This is a genomic window from Bradyrhizobium tropiciagri (assembly GCF_018130545.1).
In the GTDB taxonomy this organism is placed as follows: domain Bacteria; phylum Pseudomonadota; class Alphaproteobacteria; order Rhizobiales; family Xanthobacteraceae; genus Bradyrhizobium; species Bradyrhizobium tropiciagri_A.
In genome coordinates this window covers 101,747-116,500 of sequence record NZ_JAFCKF010000006.1, presented here as the reverse complement: position 1 = coordinate 116,500, position 14,754 = coordinate 101,747, and the positions used below count along the sequence as shown (strand labels likewise).

Annotated in this window: 14 protein-coding genes; 6 read left to right on the top strand and 8 right to left on the bottom strand. The window is 64.4% G+C overall.

Annotation, left to right across the window (positions count from 1 at the left end):
* Nucleotides 1-39: 39 nt before the first annotated feature.
* From recF to rpsT, 5 genes are all read right to left on the bottom strand, one after another.
* Nucleotides 40-1,176: a DNA replication/repair protein RecF gene (recF, locus tag JQ616_RS25705; protein ID WP_212019377.1), complete on the bottom strand. Its 1,137-nt coding sequence runs from the start codon at nt 1,174-1,176 to the stop codon at nt 40-42.
* Between the two features lie 46 nt (nt 1,177-1,222).
* Nucleotides 1,223-1,510, bottom strand: coding sequence for a GIY-YIG nuclease family protein (locus JQ616_RS25700; RefSeq protein ID WP_212019375.1), 288 nt, complete (start codon nt 1,508-1,510; stop codon nt 1,223-1,225).
* Nucleotides 1,511-1,561: 51 nt separating this feature from the next.
* Nucleotides 1,562-2,680 (bottom strand): DNA polymerase III subunit beta, encoded by a 1,119-nt coding sequence (gene dnaN / locus JQ616_RS25695; protein ID WP_212019372.1) that lies wholly within the window; start codon nt 2,678-2,680, stop codon nt 1,562-1,564.
* A gap of 255 nt (nt 2,681-2,935) precedes the next feature.
* Nucleotides 2,936-4,366: a chromosomal replication initiator protein DnaA gene (dnaA, locus tag JQ616_RS25690; protein ID WP_212019370.1), complete on the bottom strand. Its 1,431-nt coding sequence runs from the start codon at nt 4,364-4,366 to the stop codon at nt 2,936-2,938.
* 1,249 nt (nt 4,367-5,615) lie between these two features.
* Nucleotides 5,616-5,882: a 30S ribosomal protein S20 gene (gene rpsT, locus JQ616_RS25685; protein ID WP_057015335.1), complete on the bottom strand. Its 267-nt coding sequence runs from the start codon at nt 5,880-5,882 to the stop codon at nt 5,616-5,618.
* Between the two features lie 371 nt (nt 5,883-6,253).
* Here rpsT and JQ616_RS25680 point away from each other — a divergent pair, with 371 nt between their 5' ends.
* From JQ616_RS25680 to JQ616_RS25670, 3 genes are all read left to right on the top strand, one after another.
* Nucleotides 6,254-6,571, top strand: coding sequence for a hypothetical protein (locus JQ616_RS25680; protein WP_212019368.1), 318 nt, complete (start codon nt 6,254-6,256; stop codon nt 6,569-6,571).
* Nucleotides 6,572-6,701: 130 nt separating this feature from the next.
* On the top strand, nt 6,702-7,361 hold the full coding sequence (gene msrA, locus JQ616_RS25675) for a peptide-methionine (S)-S-oxide reductase MsrA (RefSeq protein WP_212019366.1): 660 nt from the start codon (nt 6,702-6,704) through the stop codon (nt 7,359-7,361).
* Between the two features lie 116 nt (nt 7,362-7,477).
* Nucleotides 7,478-8,224, top strand: coding sequence for a polysaccharide biosynthesis/export family protein (locus JQ616_RS25670; protein WP_212019364.1), 747 nt, complete (start codon nt 7,478-7,480; stop codon nt 8,222-8,224).
* A 104-nt stretch (nt 8,225-8,328) separates the two neighbouring features.
* On the opposite strand, the gene JQ616_RS25665 is transcribed toward JQ616_RS25670, so the two are convergent.
* The 3 genes from JQ616_RS25665 to JQ616_RS25655 are packed head-to-tail and all read right to left on the bottom strand — an operon-like array spanning nt 8,329 to nt 10,191.
* Nucleotides 8,329-9,003, bottom strand: a complete 675-nt coding sequence (locus tag JQ616_RS25665) for a dienelactone hydrolase family protein (RefSeq protein ID WP_212019362.1) — start codon at nt 9,001-9,003, stop codon at nt 8,329-8,331.
* A 49-nt stretch (nt 9,004-9,052) separates the two neighbouring features.
* The gene (locus tag JQ616_RS25660; protein ID WP_212019360.1) at nt 9,053-9,388 is read right to left on the bottom strand and encodes a hypothetical protein; all 336 of its coding nucleotides are present in this window, start codon (nt 9,386-9,388) and stop codon (nt 9,053-9,055) included.
* Nucleotides 9,389-9,423: 35 nt separating this feature from the next.
* The gene (locus JQ616_RS25655) at nt 9,424-10,191 is read right to left on the bottom strand and encodes an alpha/beta fold hydrolase (protein ID WP_212019358.1); all 768 of its coding nucleotides are present in this window, start codon (nt 10,189-10,191) and stop codon (nt 9,424-9,426) included.
* A 284-nt stretch (nt 10,192-10,475) separates the two neighbouring features.
* Between JQ616_RS25655 and JQ616_RS25650 the strand changes: the two genes are divergently transcribed.
* The 3 genes from JQ616_RS25650 (at nt 10,476) to JQ616_RS25640 (ending at nt 14,618) form a co-directional block, all read left to right on the top strand.
* Entirely contained in the window at nt 10,476-10,967 is a 492-nt protein-coding gene (locus JQ616_RS25650; RefSeq protein WP_212019356.1) for a (2Fe-2S)-binding protein, read from the top strand.
* On the top strand, nt 10,964-13,249 hold the full coding sequence (locus tag JQ616_RS25645; RefSeq protein ID WP_212019354.1) for a xanthine dehydrogenase family protein molybdopterin-binding subunit: 2,286 nt from the start codon (nt 10,964-10,966) through the stop codon (nt 13,247-13,249). The genes JQ616_RS25650 and JQ616_RS25645 overlap by 4 nt, the downstream gene beginning before the upstream one ends.
* A 271-nt stretch (nt 13,250-13,520) precedes the next feature.
* A complete protein-coding gene (locus JQ616_RS25640; RefSeq protein ID WP_212019352.1) occupies nt 13,521-14,618 on the top strand; it encodes an HD-GYP domain-containing protein in 1,098 nt (365 codons plus the stop codon).
* Nucleotides 14,619-14,754: the final 136 nt, after the last annotated feature.

Genomic DNA, 14,754 nt, shown 5'->3' with positions numbered 1-14,754 from the left:
AGGCGGATTCGAGCCCCTTTCGGAGCCTGTTTCGCGGCCTTAGCCACGCCGCGTGGCGCGGCCGGATTCGACGTCGAAAATCTCTCCGCGCGGACCGATGTCGGCGAAGGCTGCGGGATCGGCGCCGGTCATCCAGACCTGCGCGCCGAGCTTGCCGAGCTCCTCGAACAGCGCCTTGCGGCGGTTGGGATCGAGATGGGCGACGACCTCGTCGAGCAGCAGCAGCGGCACGATGCCGGTCATCTCCGCGACCATCGTGGCGTGCGCCAGCACCAGCCCGATCAGCAGCGCCTTCTGCTCGCCGGTCGAGGCGTCGCGCGCCGGCATGTTCTTCGGCGCGTAGACCACCTGCAGATCGGTCAGATGCGGCCCGTCGAGCGTGCGCCCGGCGGCGGCGTCGCGCGGACGGCCGGCACGCAGGATCTCGCGATAGCGGTCCTCCACCGCGGTGGCGGGCTCCTGTAGCAGCGCATTCTCCATCCAGCCGTCGAGCATGATCTCGGCGGACGGAAAGGCCGAGGCGGCGCCGCGCTCGCGCAGCATCGCGGCGAGCTTGGCGGCGGTCTGGCCGCGCGATGCGGCGACCGCGACCGCAAGCTCCGCGGTCTCGCGCTCGATCGCGTCACACCAATGGTCGTCATAGTTGCGCACCTCGAGCAGCCGGTTGCGCGAGCGCAACGAGCGCTCCAGCGCCGAGACGCGGCTGGAATGCTCGGAATCGATCGCCAGCACCAGGCGGTCGAAGAAGCGTCGCCGTTCCGAGGCTGCGCCCATGAACAGGCCGTCCATCGCCGGCGTCAGCCACACGATGCGCAGATGATCGCCGAACGCGGTTGCAGACCCCACCGGTTCGCGGTCGATCCGGCATCGCCTGTTGTTGCTTGCCTCAGCGGTCGGCGGATCGATGCCGGTGCCGAGCGTGGCGAGGCCGAGCGCGCCCTCGACTTCGGCCGACACCGCCCAGGAGCCATCGCCCTGATTGTCGGCGATGTCCTCCAAGGTCGCGCGGCGCAGGCCGCGGCCCGGCGACAGGAACGAGACCGCCTCCATGCAATTGGTCTTGCCGGCGCCATTCGGCCCGACCAGCACCACCATGTCGCCCGCGACCTGCAGCGTCGCCGCCCGGTAATTGCGGAAATGCGTCAGCGACAGGCGATGAATGCGGGACGGGGTCATGTTACCTTGTCATTGCCGGGCTTGACCCGGCAATCCATCGTCCGCGTCAGCGGACAACTTCATCATATAGATCGCGCCACTCGGGATTGCCTGCAACGATCAGGTCAATTTTCCATTCGCGTGACCAATGCTTGACATTCTTCTCGCGCTGAAGCGCCGCGGCGATTGTCTCATGCGCCTCAAAGTAGACGAGGGTCCTGACGCCGTATCGCTTGGTAAAGCCTTCGGCGAGACCCTCGCGGTGTTCGTAAACCCGCCGAACAAGATTGTTGGTCACTCCAACGTAGAGAGTTCCGCCCGGCTTGCTCGCGAGGATGTACACCCAAAAGGTCATCTCTTGCTCGATGGATGGCCGGGTCAAGCCCGGCCATGACGAGGTGAGAAATCACACCCGCATCGGCATCAGCACGTAGAGCGCGCCCTTGCTGTCCTTGTCCTGCACCAGCGTCGGCGAGCCGGGATCGGCGAGCTTGAGCACCGCGACTTCGCCCTCGATCTGGGCGGCGATGTCGAGCAGGTAGCGCGAGTTGAAGCCGATATCGAGTGCGTCGGAGGCGTATTCGACCTCGATCTCTTCGGTGGCGCTGCCGGAATCCGGGTTGGTGACCGAAAGGATCAGCTTACCCGCGGACAGCGCCAGCTTCACGGCGCGGCCGCGCTCGCTGGAAATGGTCGAGACGCGGTCGACGGCGGCTTCGAAATCCTTCTTGTCGACGACCAGTTCCTTGTCGTTGTTCTGCGGAATGACGCGGCCGTAGTCCGGGAAGGTGCCGTCGATCAGCTTCGAGGTCAGCACCACATTGCCGAGCGTGAAGCGGATCTTGCCGTCCGACAGCTCGATCGAAATCTCGGCGTCGTCGCCCTCGATCAGCCGCTGCACCTCGCCGACCGTCTTGCGCGGCACGATCACGCCGGGCATGCCGGTCGCGCCTTTGGGCAGCGTGAGGTCGATCTGCGCGAGCCGGTGGCCGTCGGTCGCAACCCCGCGCAAGGTCGCCGCCTTGGCGCTGCCGGCGGCGTGCAGATAGATGCCGTTGAGGTAGTAGCGGGTCTCTTCGGTCGAGATCGCAAACTGGGTGCGGTCGATCAGGCGCTTGATGTCGGAGGCCGGCAGCGAGAACGAATGCGTCATGTCGCCGGCGGCTAGACCGGGGAAATCGCTCTCGGGCAGGGTCTGCAGCGTGAAGCGCGAGCGGCCGGCGCGCACCGCGAGCACCGAGCGGTCGCCGTCGGCCTCCAGCACGATCTGCGAACCTTCGGGCAGCTTGCGGACGATGTCGTAGAACATGTGCGCGGGCACCGTGGTCGAGCCGGCGGTTGCCGTCTCGGCGGCCAGGGTCTCCGTCACCTCGAGGTCGAGGTCGGTCGCCTTCAGCGACAATTTGGCGCCCTCGGCGCGGATCAACACGTTGCCGAGGATCGGGATGGTGTTGCGGCGCTCGACCACGCGGTGAACGTGACCCAGCGATTTCAGCAGTTGCGCGCGCTCGACGGTGACCTTCATTGCAATACCCGCCAGATCCCTCAGATAGAAAAGCCGGGCGGCCGTTGAGGGCAGCATCGCGGCGTCGGAAACCCGATAAGTCGGATCAATACCGGACTTGATCAAACCCACGGGGGGACCGCAAGGTGGCGCGGATGGCGGGCTGGCGCAAGGGAGACGGCGTCTGTTCCCCACGTTTTGGGGCCGAAAATGCGTCGCCCTCCCCCTTGCAGCAAAGGGGAGGGCGACAGAACCGGCGCGGCCTGCGACGGAAGTCTATTCCTGCAGCTGACGCTTCAGCGATTCGACTTCCTCGGACAGCGTCGTGTCCTTGGCGACCAGTGCCTCAATCTTGCGCACGGCGTGCAGCACCGTGGTGTGGTCGCGGCCGCCGAAGCGCCGGCCGATCTCCGGCAGCGAGCGCAGGGTCAGCGTCTTCGCCAGATACATCGCAACCTGGCGCGGGCGCACCACATTGGCGGTGCGGCGGGACGACAGCAAGTCGGAGCGACTGACATTGTACTGCCGGGCGACCACGCGCTGGATGTCCTCGATCTTGATCCGCTTCGGCTCCTGCGGGCGGATCAGGTCGCGCACCTCGCGCTCGGCCATCTCCAGCGTCACCGGCTGGTTGTTGAGCTTGGAGTGCGCCAACAGGCGATTGATCGCGCCTTCGAGGTCGCGGCCATTATGGGTGATGGTGCGCGCCAGATAGTCGAGCACTTCCTCCGGCACGTCGAAGGTCGCATGGTGGACGCGGGCCGCGGCGACGCGCGACTTCAGGATGCCGAGCCGCAGTTCCTCGCCGAGCGAACCCATCTCGACCACGAGGCCACCGGCGAGCCGCGAACGCACGCGATCGTCGAGGCTTTCGAGATCGGACGGCGGACGGTCGGCCGCGATCACGACCTGACGGCCGGCATCGATCAGCGCGTTCAGCGTGTGGCAGAACTCGGCCTGCGTCGACTTGCCCTGCAGGAACTGCAGATCGTCGATCACCAGCACGTCGATACCGCGCAGCGCCTCCTTGAACGCCAGTGCCGTCTGGGTCTTCAGCGCGGCGACGAAGCCGTACATGAACTTCTCGGCAGTGAGATACAGCACCTTGCGCTCGCCGCCGGAATTGCCGGCCCAGGTCACCGCCTGCAGCAGATGCGTCTTGCCGAGGCCGACGCCGGCATGGATGTAAAGCGGATTGAACATCACGGGATCGCCGCGGCGTCCTTCGGCGACCTGGCGCGCAGCCGCATGGGCCAGCGTGTTGGAGCGGCCGACGACGAAGCTTGCGAAGGTCAGGCGCGGATCGAGCGGCGAGCCGCCGAGCGCGTCGTGGCTGGCGGACACCGGCGCGGTCGCAACCGAGCGCAGTTCCGGCGCGGGACGGCCATCGTGGCGCTCGACGCGGCGTACCTCGACCGGAGCAACCGCTTCCTTCGCCGGAGCCATCGCACGGATCGCGGAGCGCACCGTAAGGTCGATCTTGTGCACTTCCGGCATCTCGGCCTGCCAGCAGGAGAGCACGCGGTCGGCGTAATGCGCCTGGATCCAGCTCTTCAGGAACCGGGTCGGAACCGACAGGTGCACGCTCTCGTCGTGCACGCTCTCCAGATCCATCCGCGCAAACCAGCTGGTGTAAACGTCCTCGCCGACGCTCGTCCGCAAACGTCCCTTCACCCGCGACCAGCGATCCTGTTCCGTGTTCGTCATAGCTTTCGTACTTTTCCAAATCTGAGAGATGATGATTGCGAAAGCGCCGCGCAGGTTTCCTGCCACGACGCGACCTCTAGCGGGCGCGGTCCGCTCCGGACAAAGCTCTCCCGTGTGGCGGCCAGGCGCCACGCGACAGATCAGCTGTTTGGAGAAGATGCGTCCCGCGAGGTCAGCGCGTACTCGACGGCCGCTCCGGGTAAGAGCCAAGGTCCGAGGGATTGATTACGGCACCACTGGAAATCTGCACTTCAGTTGTCGTTGGTCCGACTGCAGTGTTGATACCGTAAGGCATAAGTCCTCCCCCTCCCGCCGCGACGTATCGCGGCAAGGTGTCAGCTTGCTCGTGTCTTCAAATTCGAACTGCCGCTACCGAACACCTAAATGCCCGGCGCTTCGCCGCCGCGTGTCGTCGTCAACCCGTTCGCTCGCGCCGCGTTCCCGCTGCCAGATTCCGACTGACGCCCTGGTCTCTCTTGTTCGATCCCCCAAATTGCGGGGGACATCGCCGGAGAAATTTTGACACAGGTCGACCGTCCTCATATCGCTATGAGCCGTCAATCTAGCTTCGCTTGGAGAGCGTCGCTAACGCACACACCGCCGCCGATTTGTGCGTCCACCCTTGGGTCTCAAACCGCGCTGATCTGGAGAGCCGTGGGCGTCGCGAACAAGAAATAAATACACCAAGCGCATTTTCTGACAATCCGTGGATTCGACGGGGATCGCGACTCTTCGCGACTGTTGCGGCGTTGCCGATGCGGAGTTGCGAAAGCAAGTTTTTGAATCAGCGTACAGAATCACGCGCGTCACAAACGACGGTGCAATACCAAAAATTTTTCATAGAAAATTTACATTTGGTCTCGCGCCGGTCATTTTTCCAATCGCTGTCTGGCGCTATGTGCATAAGTAATTCGCGAAGCGTGATTTTTCACGATTACTTTTGCAGGGTAACCCCGCGTCGCTTTTTTTGACGCGCGATATTCGCGCGCTATTCCATCTATCTAGCTTAGCGAAGAACAATCTGTGCGCGAGTGCGACGCGTTAAGCATGTTCAGCCGGTAGAACTACGGACGCGACGAAACATGACACGCGGTTCGTTGCGCGGCAATGCGCAGTCTTCTCGCGCTACGAAACTTCCACGACAAAAACTTCCGCGACAAACGACCAGACAAAACAAAAAGCCCGGCGCGAGCCGGGCTTCGTGACAAATGTGTTTTTCAGTCAGCTCGCGCTGCGAGCTTCGCGAACTTTACTTGGCGAGCTTGGCGATGCTCTGCGTGAGGCGCGACACCTTCCGGCTCGCGAGGTTCTTGTGAATGATGTTGCGCTGCGCTGCCTTCATCAGCTCGGGCTCGGCGCGGCTCATCGCCTTGAGTGCCGCCTCGCGGTCGCCGCTCTTGATCGCTTCCTCGACGGTGCGCACCGCGCCACGCATCTGGGTGCGACGCGACTTGTTGACGATGGTGCGGCGGGCAATCTTGCGGGTCGCCTTCTTGGCGGAGGTGGTGTTGGCCATGGTTCTCTAACTGTCCTTCGGCGGTGATCGCTCAGTGGTCGGGCTTGCGCGCACCGGCCGGTTCAAATCTCAACTCTGATGTATTGGTCCAAGGTATCTGCTTGGGTGTCCTTGAGGCGGCCATCCGAAGAGCGCAAAATGCAGCCCCCGCATGCGGCACTGTCCAAAGAACAGCGGCGGCAGGATTGCGCCCGCCGCCATCGGCCGGTCTTATAGATGGCGCAGGCAGAAGCGTCAACGCTTTCGGGGCTCAAAAAGACCGGAAATTGGGCCTCCGGGGGCCGGATAAGCCGCTGAAGAGGTTGAATTTCCGGGGGGCGCCCGGTAAGGCCTGACGACGCGTGGGGCGCGACAGGGAGTTAGGGTGACGCATGATCCGCGGTTTTTTCCGTCTGATCGGCCTTTTGCTGCTGGCTGGCGGCTTCATCTTCATGGTCTATGACGGAGCGCGCTACGTCGCTGACCAGAGCTTGCGGTTCACCCAATTCGGCCAATTCTGGAACGACATCCACCAGTCGAGCCAGCAGGCGTTCCATGCCTGGGTGGATCGCTTCGCGCCATGGCTCTGGAATGACGTGATCCGCCTGCTTCTGGAGCAGCCGGTGTTCGCGGTGCTCGGCATCGCCGGGATCCTGCTGATGTTCCTGTTCCGGCCGCGCAAGCGCCTGATCGGCTACGCGCGCGACTGACCCGACTGCAGCCCGCCCCGGTGCAGCCTTTCGTAACAGGGCTGCCATCATCTGCGTAACGACATATATAGGTGACAGCCGGCCCGCAGGCCGCAGCCCGCGTCGGCCGATGTCCCGCCCGGAGGTATCCATGTTGTTCATGCGCAAGACCACCGCGTTGCCGAGTGCCGCCGAGGCGCTGCCGGGCCGCGCGACACCGATCCCGACTGCGACCACGCATTTCGTCAATGGCAGCAAGCTGACGCCGCCTTATCCGCAAGGCCTCGAGCAGGCGGTGTTCGGGCTCGGCTGCTTCTGGGGCGCGGAGCGCAAGTTCTGGGAACTCGGCGACGGCATCTACACCACCGCGGTCGGCTATGCCGGTGGCCACACGCCGAACCCGACCTATGAGGAAGTCTGCTCGGGGCGCACCGGCCACACCGAAGTGGTGCTGGTCGTGTTTGACCCGAAGAAGATCTCCTACGAGAAGCTGTTGAAGACGTTCTGGGAGAACCACAACCCGACGCAGGGCATGCGCCAGGGCAACGACATCGGCACGCAATATCGCTCGGCGATCTACACCTTCGGTGATGCGCAGGGCAAAGCCGCCGAGCAGTCGCAGGCGATGTATCAGAAGGCGCTTGCCGCCAAGGGGCTCGGCGCGATCACCACCGAGATCGCACCGTCAGGCGAATTCTACTTCGCCGAGGATTACCACCAGCAGTACCTCGCCAAGAATCCGGCGGGCTATTGCGGGCTCGGCGGCACCGGCGTGTCGTGTCCGATCGGCGTCGGCGTCACCGCCGCCTGATGTTCCAAGTCGATGGGAGGCCGGGTTCTCCGGCTTCCCGTTCGATCCCCGAAAACCCTTTATTAACCATAAGTGGTGCAAGACTGGGCTTGTCTCGTAGTTGAGGGATAGGTCCGGTGCCGGTTGCACGCGCGTTACGATTGCCGATCACTGCCGTTGTGGCTGCGCTCGCGCTGTCTGGCTGCATGAGCACGTCCGGTCCGGTTGCCGTCGGCCCGCAAGGTGTCGACGCCGTCACCTACGGCCCGGCCTACGCATCCGCTCCGGTTGCTGACGGCGGCGGTGGTGCGATCAGCGCATTGCGATCGGCCTTCGCCAGCACCTCTCCTGGTTATGGCTATGCCGCGCCGGTCGCCGCTCCGGTGGTTTATGCTGCCGCCCCGGGTGGGCCCGCCGGTTACGACAATTCCTATCATCTCGGCCCGGGCGACAAGCTCCGCGTTGTGGTCTACGGCCAGGAAGGCCTGACCAACTCCTACGCGATCGACGCCGCGGGCGCGATCACCATGCCGCTGATCGGCTCGGTGCCGGCACGCGGCCGCACGCCGGCCGGTCTCGCCGGCGACATCTCGGCGCGGCTTCGCAATGGCTTCATCCGCGAGCCTTCGGTGGCGGTCGAGATCGAGTCCTACCGGCCGTTCTTCATTCTCGGCGAAGTCCAGGCCCCCGGCCAATATCCCTACGTGCCGAACATGACCGTCGAAAGCGCGGTCGCGATCGCCGGCGGTTTCTCGCCCCGCGCCCGCCGCGACAGCGTGACCCTGACGCATACCGACGCCTCCGGTTCCGGCCGCTTCGTGGTGCCGCTGGGCACGCCGATGAGCCCGGGCGATACCGTGTTCGTCGGCGAGCGCTGGTTCTAGTCCAGGCAAATCACTCTCCAGTCGTCATTCCCGGTGCGCAATTGCGCACCTGAGGATGCGCCGTTAGGCGCAGGCCCGGAATGACAGACGTGAAGAGCCGCGCCCTACGTCCGCAAATGCTTCGCGAAAAATTCCATGCTGCGCGGCCAGGCGATGTCGGCGCTGGCCTTGTCGTAGCTGGCGCGCTCGTCGCAATGGAAGCCGTGCTGCGCGCCGGGATAGATGAAGACCTCGACCTCGGGCCGTTTCGACTTGATGGTCTCGACGTCGCTCAAGGGAATGCCGGCATCCTTCTCGCCGAAATGCAGCTGCGTCGGCACCGCCGGCTTGTCGTCGGCGAAACGGATGATGGCGCCGCCGTAATAGCCGATCGCAGCCGACAGCCCTGACAGCTTGGTGGCCGCCGCATAGGCGATGCTGCCGCCGAGGCAGAAGCCGATGATGCCGACCGGGCCGGCCGACTTCACCGCGTCGATCGCCGCCTGGCTGTCGCGCAGCATCGCGGCGAAGTCCGGATTGGCAACGAACTTGCGCGCCTCGGCGACTTCGTCGGGGGAATAGCCGCTTTGGAAGTTCGGCGTGATGCGGTCGAAGATCGAGGGGGCAATCGCGACGTAGCCCTCCTTCGCCAGCCGGTCGCAGACCGAGCGGATGTGGTGATTGACGCCAAAGATCTCCTGGATCACGACAACGGCGCCCTTCAGCGCACTGGTGGGATCGGCGCGGTACGCGCCGAGTTCAAATCCGTCGGCAGCCTTCAGTCTGATGTCTTGTCCCATGGTCCATCCTTGTCATGTTGGGGGTTGCATGAAGCTTTGGGGATCGGGCTTAGCGCCACATCCAGTTCTCGCCCCAGTCGCCCTTCCAGCCGGCGAGCCGGCCTTTGCGGAACTGGAGAAAGAGACGGTCGTGATGCGGGAACAGCCCGCTGCCGCCGAGGTCGCGGAAGGTCAGGAAGACTTCGTTGCCGGGCCGGCCGCTGACGTATGTGAAGTGCGTGCCGAGCGCGCGTTGCGCGTCGTCGACGCCCATGCCGAACACCAGCGGCGTGTTGTTCGACAGCGTCGCGGTGAATGTCGACGGGGCTGTCACGAACGGCAGCTTCTGCGCGCTCGCCGCGGTCGCCGCGGCAGTCAGCAACAATGCGACGGCAATCGTCTTCATGGCTTGTCCTTGATCGTTTACTTGCACTCGATCCCTTACTTGGCCTCAAGACCATCCAGGAACGGCAGCACGGCGGCGATGAAGGCCTGCGGCTGGTCGATGTTGACGGCGTGGCCGGCGTTCGGGATCACGGCCTTCTGCGCACCCGGGATCTTCGCCGCCATGTAGTCGGATGCCGCCAGGAACGGCGTGTCGTCGGCGCCGACCACAACCAGCGCGGGCACCTTGATCCCGAGCAGTGACTCGATCACCCGCGCGTCGCGCTGTGCGAGCATGCCGCGCGCGGCGAGCGCGAGGCCCTTGGCGTTGCGATGCGAGACCGAGGCGCGCTCGGCGCTCAGCGATTTCAGCACGTCGAGGCCTTCGCGATCGAACCGGTCGCCGGTGTCGCCGGCGCGCTTGTTCCAGACCTCGCGCGCATCGTCCTTCTTGAAGCCCGGGCCGGTGTCGATGATCAGCAGCGCGCGCACCCGCTCGGGATGGGCGCGATGGAAGGCCAGCGACATGTAGCCGCCGAGCGACAGCCCGCCGACGATCGCCTGATCGGCGCCGGCGGCATCGAGCAGCGCGGCGATGTCACCGACCGTCGCCGCCTCGCTATAGGCATCCGGATTGTCGGGATAGTCGGACTGCCCGTGCCCGCGCATGTCCCAGAGAATGAGCTTGTGTCGCTTCGACAGCGCCTCGATCTGGCCCTGCCACATCGCCGAGGTCGACGAATAGCCGTGGGTGAGAATCAAGGGCGGGCCGCTGCCGTGAATCTCATAATAGATGTCGACGCCGCCGCGGTTGAGCTTGGCCATTGACGGGCTCCTTCTGTTGTCGACGTCAGGTCTGGCGATACCGACCTTGGTAGGAGTGATCGATACGGCATCAATACTGGCATTTCAAAAGCTTCATGCCGTTGCCGCATCGCACAACAAGCAGTTTCCGAAATTTATTCTTTTCGATCAATTCCAAATTGGATTGCCTCCAGCCGGGAACCGGATCATTGTTTCGGCAACTGTCGCTTACCCGGTGGGCGCCAGCCATGACCCAACAGTGAGTTGCCGCCGTAAGCGGCTTCCGACACCGGAAGGGGAGAGAGATGCCAAATCTCAATATCAACGGACGGAATATGTCCGTCGAGGCGGCCAATGACACGCCGCTGCTTTGGGTCATCCGCGAGCAATTGCAGATGACGGGCACCAAATTCGGTTGCGGCGCCGGTCTCTGTGGCGCCTGCACGGTTCACGTCAACGGCGAAGCGGTGCGGTCCTGCCAGACCTCCGTCGCCGACGCCGTCGGCAAGAAGATCACCACCATCGAAGGCCTCTCGCCGAAGGGCGATCATCCCTTGCAGAAGGCCTGGGTCGCCGAGCAGGTGCCGCAGTGCGGCTACTGCCAGTCCGGCCAGATCATGCAGGCGGCAGCGCTGCTGTCGAAGAACACCAACCCGACGAAGGAAGAAGTGGTCGCGCATATGGACGGCAATCTCTGCCGTTGCATGACCTATTCACGAATCCAGAAGGCGATCATGCGCGCTGCGTCCGACATGCGCACCGCATCGGCCACCGGATCCGAGCGGAGGGCCACATGAACAAGCACGTGAAGAACCTCGCTCCCGAGACGACCGATCTCAGCCGCCGCTCCTTCCTGGTCGGCACCGCTGCGACCGGCCTCGTGCTCGGCTACGCCGCGTCCGGCATCGATCAGGCGCTCGCGGCGCCCGCACCGGCCCACTTCGAACCCAGCGTCTGGTATGCGATCGCGCCCGATGGTGTCGTCACCGTGACCTGCGGCAAGGCCGACATGGGCCAGCACGTCGCCTCGACCATGGCGCAGATCGTGGCCGAAGAGCTCGGCGCGAACTGGAAGGACATGCGGGTCCAGCTCGCCTCCAACGATCCGAAGTACAACGATCCCGTGCTCGGCGCGCAGATCACCGGCGGCAGCTGGTCGACGATGATGAACTTCGACGCCATGAGCCGCGCCGGCGCTGCCGGCCGGATCGCATTGACCGAAGCGGCGGCCGCCTCGATGGGCGTGCCGGCCAGCGAGCTGGTGGTGCGCGACTCAAGGATTAGCCATCCGAAGTCGAAGAAGTCGATGTCGTTCGCCGACGTCGTGAAGAGCGGCAAGGCAACCAAGACCTTCACGGCTGACGATCTGAAGGCGATCAAGCTGAAGACGGCGGACCAGTACACCATGATCGGGGTCTCGGTGCCGCAGCTCGACATTCCGTTCAAGGTCAACGGCACGGCGAAATACGGCATCGACACGATGCTGCCGGGCATGGTCTACGGCGCGCTGGTCACCCCGCCGGTGCGCTATGGCGCCACCGTGAAGTCGGTCGACGACAGCGCGGCGAAGAAGGTGCCGGGCTTCATCAAGGCTGTCACCCTCGACGACAAGACCACCACCACGACCGGCTGGGTGGTCGCGGTCGCCAACACCTATGCCAATGCCAAGAAGGCGGCCGAGGCGCTGAAGGTCAGCTATGACGGCGGCCCGAACGCCAAACTGTCGAGCGAGTCGCTGCTCGCGGAAGCCAAGCGGCTTCAGGGCCTGAGCGATTCCGGCCAGTTCTTCGTCAAGGACGGCGATCCGGATGCGGCCTACGGCTCGGCGGCCAAGGTGCTGGAGGCGGAGTACACCACCAACATCAACATCCATGCACCGATGGAGCCGATGAACGCCACCGCGGAGTTCAAGGGCGACATCCTGCACATCTATTCCGGCAACCAGTTCGCGACGCGCTCCGGTGCGATCGCGGCCGGCGCCGCCGGGATCGATCCGAAGTTCGTGGTGATGCACCAGGCGTGGCTGGGCGGCGGCTTCGGCCGGCGTCTCGACGCCGACATGATGGTGCCCGCGGTGCAGGCGGCGAAGGCCGTCGGCAAGCCGGTCAAGGTCATCTACACGCGCGAGAACGACATGACGATGGACTTCTCGCGTCCGTTGACCTTCCAGAAGGTGAAGGCCGGCATGGACGCCGACGGCAAGATCGTCGCGATGAGCCATGACGTGGTCTCGGCCTGGCCGACCCAGCGCTGGGGAATCCCTGATTTCCTCACGCCCTCGGTCGACAAGAAGGGTCCGCTCGATTCCTTCACGGTGAACGGGTCGGACTTCTTCTACACCGTGCCCAACCACTATGTGCGGGCGATCAAGAACGAGATGGCGCACAACGCCACCCCGTCGGGTCAGCTCCGTTCGGTGGCGCCGGGCTGGACGTTCTGGGCGGTCGAAAGCATGATCGACGAGATCGCGCATGCGACCGGCAAGGATCCGGCACAACTGCGCATCTCGCTGCTCGACGGCAAGGGCAAGAATGACGGCGGCGCGCAGCGTCTCCGCAACACCTTGCTCGCTGCGATGGGTCTCGCCGGCTACGGCACCAAGCAGCTGCCAAAGGGCGAAGGCATGGGCGTGGCCTGCGTGTCGTCGCAGGAGCGCGCCACGGCGAGCTGGACCGCTTGCGTCGCTCATGTCGCCGTTGCCCCGTCGGGCGAGGTGACGGTGAAGAAGCTGACGGTTGCGACCGACGTTGGTACGCAAGTGAATCCCGACGGCATCCGAGCCCAGGTCGAGGGCGCGGCGCTGTGGGGCATGTCACTGGCGCTGCTCGAGAAGGCGACGTTGAAGGACGGCGGTATCGAGCAGACCAACTTCGACACCTACACGCCGCTTCGGATGAGCCAGCTGCCGGAAGTCGCGGTCAACGTCATCGCCAATGGCGAGAAGGCGACCGGCGTCGGCGAGCCTGCCGTGACGGTGGTGGCGCCGGCGATCGGCAACGCCGTCTTCAACGCAGTCGGCGCCCGCGTCCGCGGCCTGCCGATCACCGCGGAAGCGGTCAAGGCGGCGATGAAGGCGTAACGGCCTGAACCAATGCAGACGCCGGAGAGCTTAACCGCTCTCCGGCGTTTTTCTTTTGCGTCGCGCGTGGATGAAGTCGCAATAATTCATGATTCGACGGCGATGTGGCCGGCTCGATTGATTTCCGGCCGGCCTGATTTTGCAAGCGGATTCCGCGATCGTTCAAATTGCGCCTATTGCGCTTAACCATCGTTCAGCATCCCCATTAAGCCGGAGGGAACGCATCGTCAGGTAGCGTCCCGGCGTCGGTCGTTACCGCGACGGGGATGTCATGACTGCCTTAGCCAATAACCAGACTTCGAAGCGTCGTCTCCTGCTGGCGTCAGATCGAAGCGATCAGAGCAACGAACTCGCCAGCATCCTGCGCTCGGTGGGCGAGGTCGATACCGTTCCGACTTCAGATATTCCCGAACAGCCGGCCCGCGATCTCTCCGGCATCGTCGTCGACATCAATTTGCGTTCGCCCGAAGCCGTGCAACTGGTCCGTAGCAAGCTGCAGGCCGATGCCTATCGCGAGATGCCGCGGCTGTTCGTGTTGGCGGATGCGCTGCATCACGCCTCGATGCAGGCCTGGGCGCTCGGCGCCACCGACACGATTTCGCGGCCGTTCGATGCGCGTGGCATCCTGCAGCGCATCCGCGCCGCATTTCCCGACGACAGCGGCTATGACGAGACCGATCGCGGCAAGGCGCTCAACCGCGGCGTCGAAGCCGCGCATGGCGTGATGGTCAAGATGTTCGAGCGGATGCGCGCCGGCGAGCCGCTCAAGTTCGAGGACATCGTTGCCGCCGAAAACAAGATTCTCAAGGCGATCAAACACAATTCGCTGCGCGAATGGCTGACCACGGTCGGCTGCCATCATCAGGAGACCTATCGCCACTGCCTGTTCGTGACCGGCTTTGCCGTCGCCTTCGCGCAGCATCTCGGCATGCGCGACGACGATCAGCGCCGGCTTGCGCGTGCCGCCCTGCTGCACGATGTCGGCAAGGCCTTCGTTCCGGTCGCGCTGCTCGACAAGCCCGGCGCGTTGACGGTCGAGGAAATGGCCGAGATGCGCGAGCATCCGCGCCGCGGCTATGAGGCGCTGTCCGCGCAGGGCGGCTTCCCGCCTGAAATGCTCGACGTGATCCTGCATCACCACGAATTCCTCGACGGCACCGGTTATCCCAACGGTCTCAGCGGCAACCAGATCAGCGACATCGTCCGGGTCACCACGATCGTCGATGTCTATGCCGCCCTGGTCGAGAAGCGCGCCTACCGGCTGCAGTTCACCCACGCCAAGGCGTTCTCCATGATGGAGGAGATGGGCGGCAAGCTCGACCAGCAATTGCTGCAGGCGTTCCGCCCGGTGGCATTCGGGCATTATTGAACCCTGACGTCGTCGCTCCGTCACGCCGCGCAAGAACGCGTGCGGCGCGGCCCTTAGCCAATCAACGCAAGTCGTCCTCCTTAACCCCGCCTAGATTCCGGCGATCATCGGCACGACCGATGATTTGCGCGGGTGA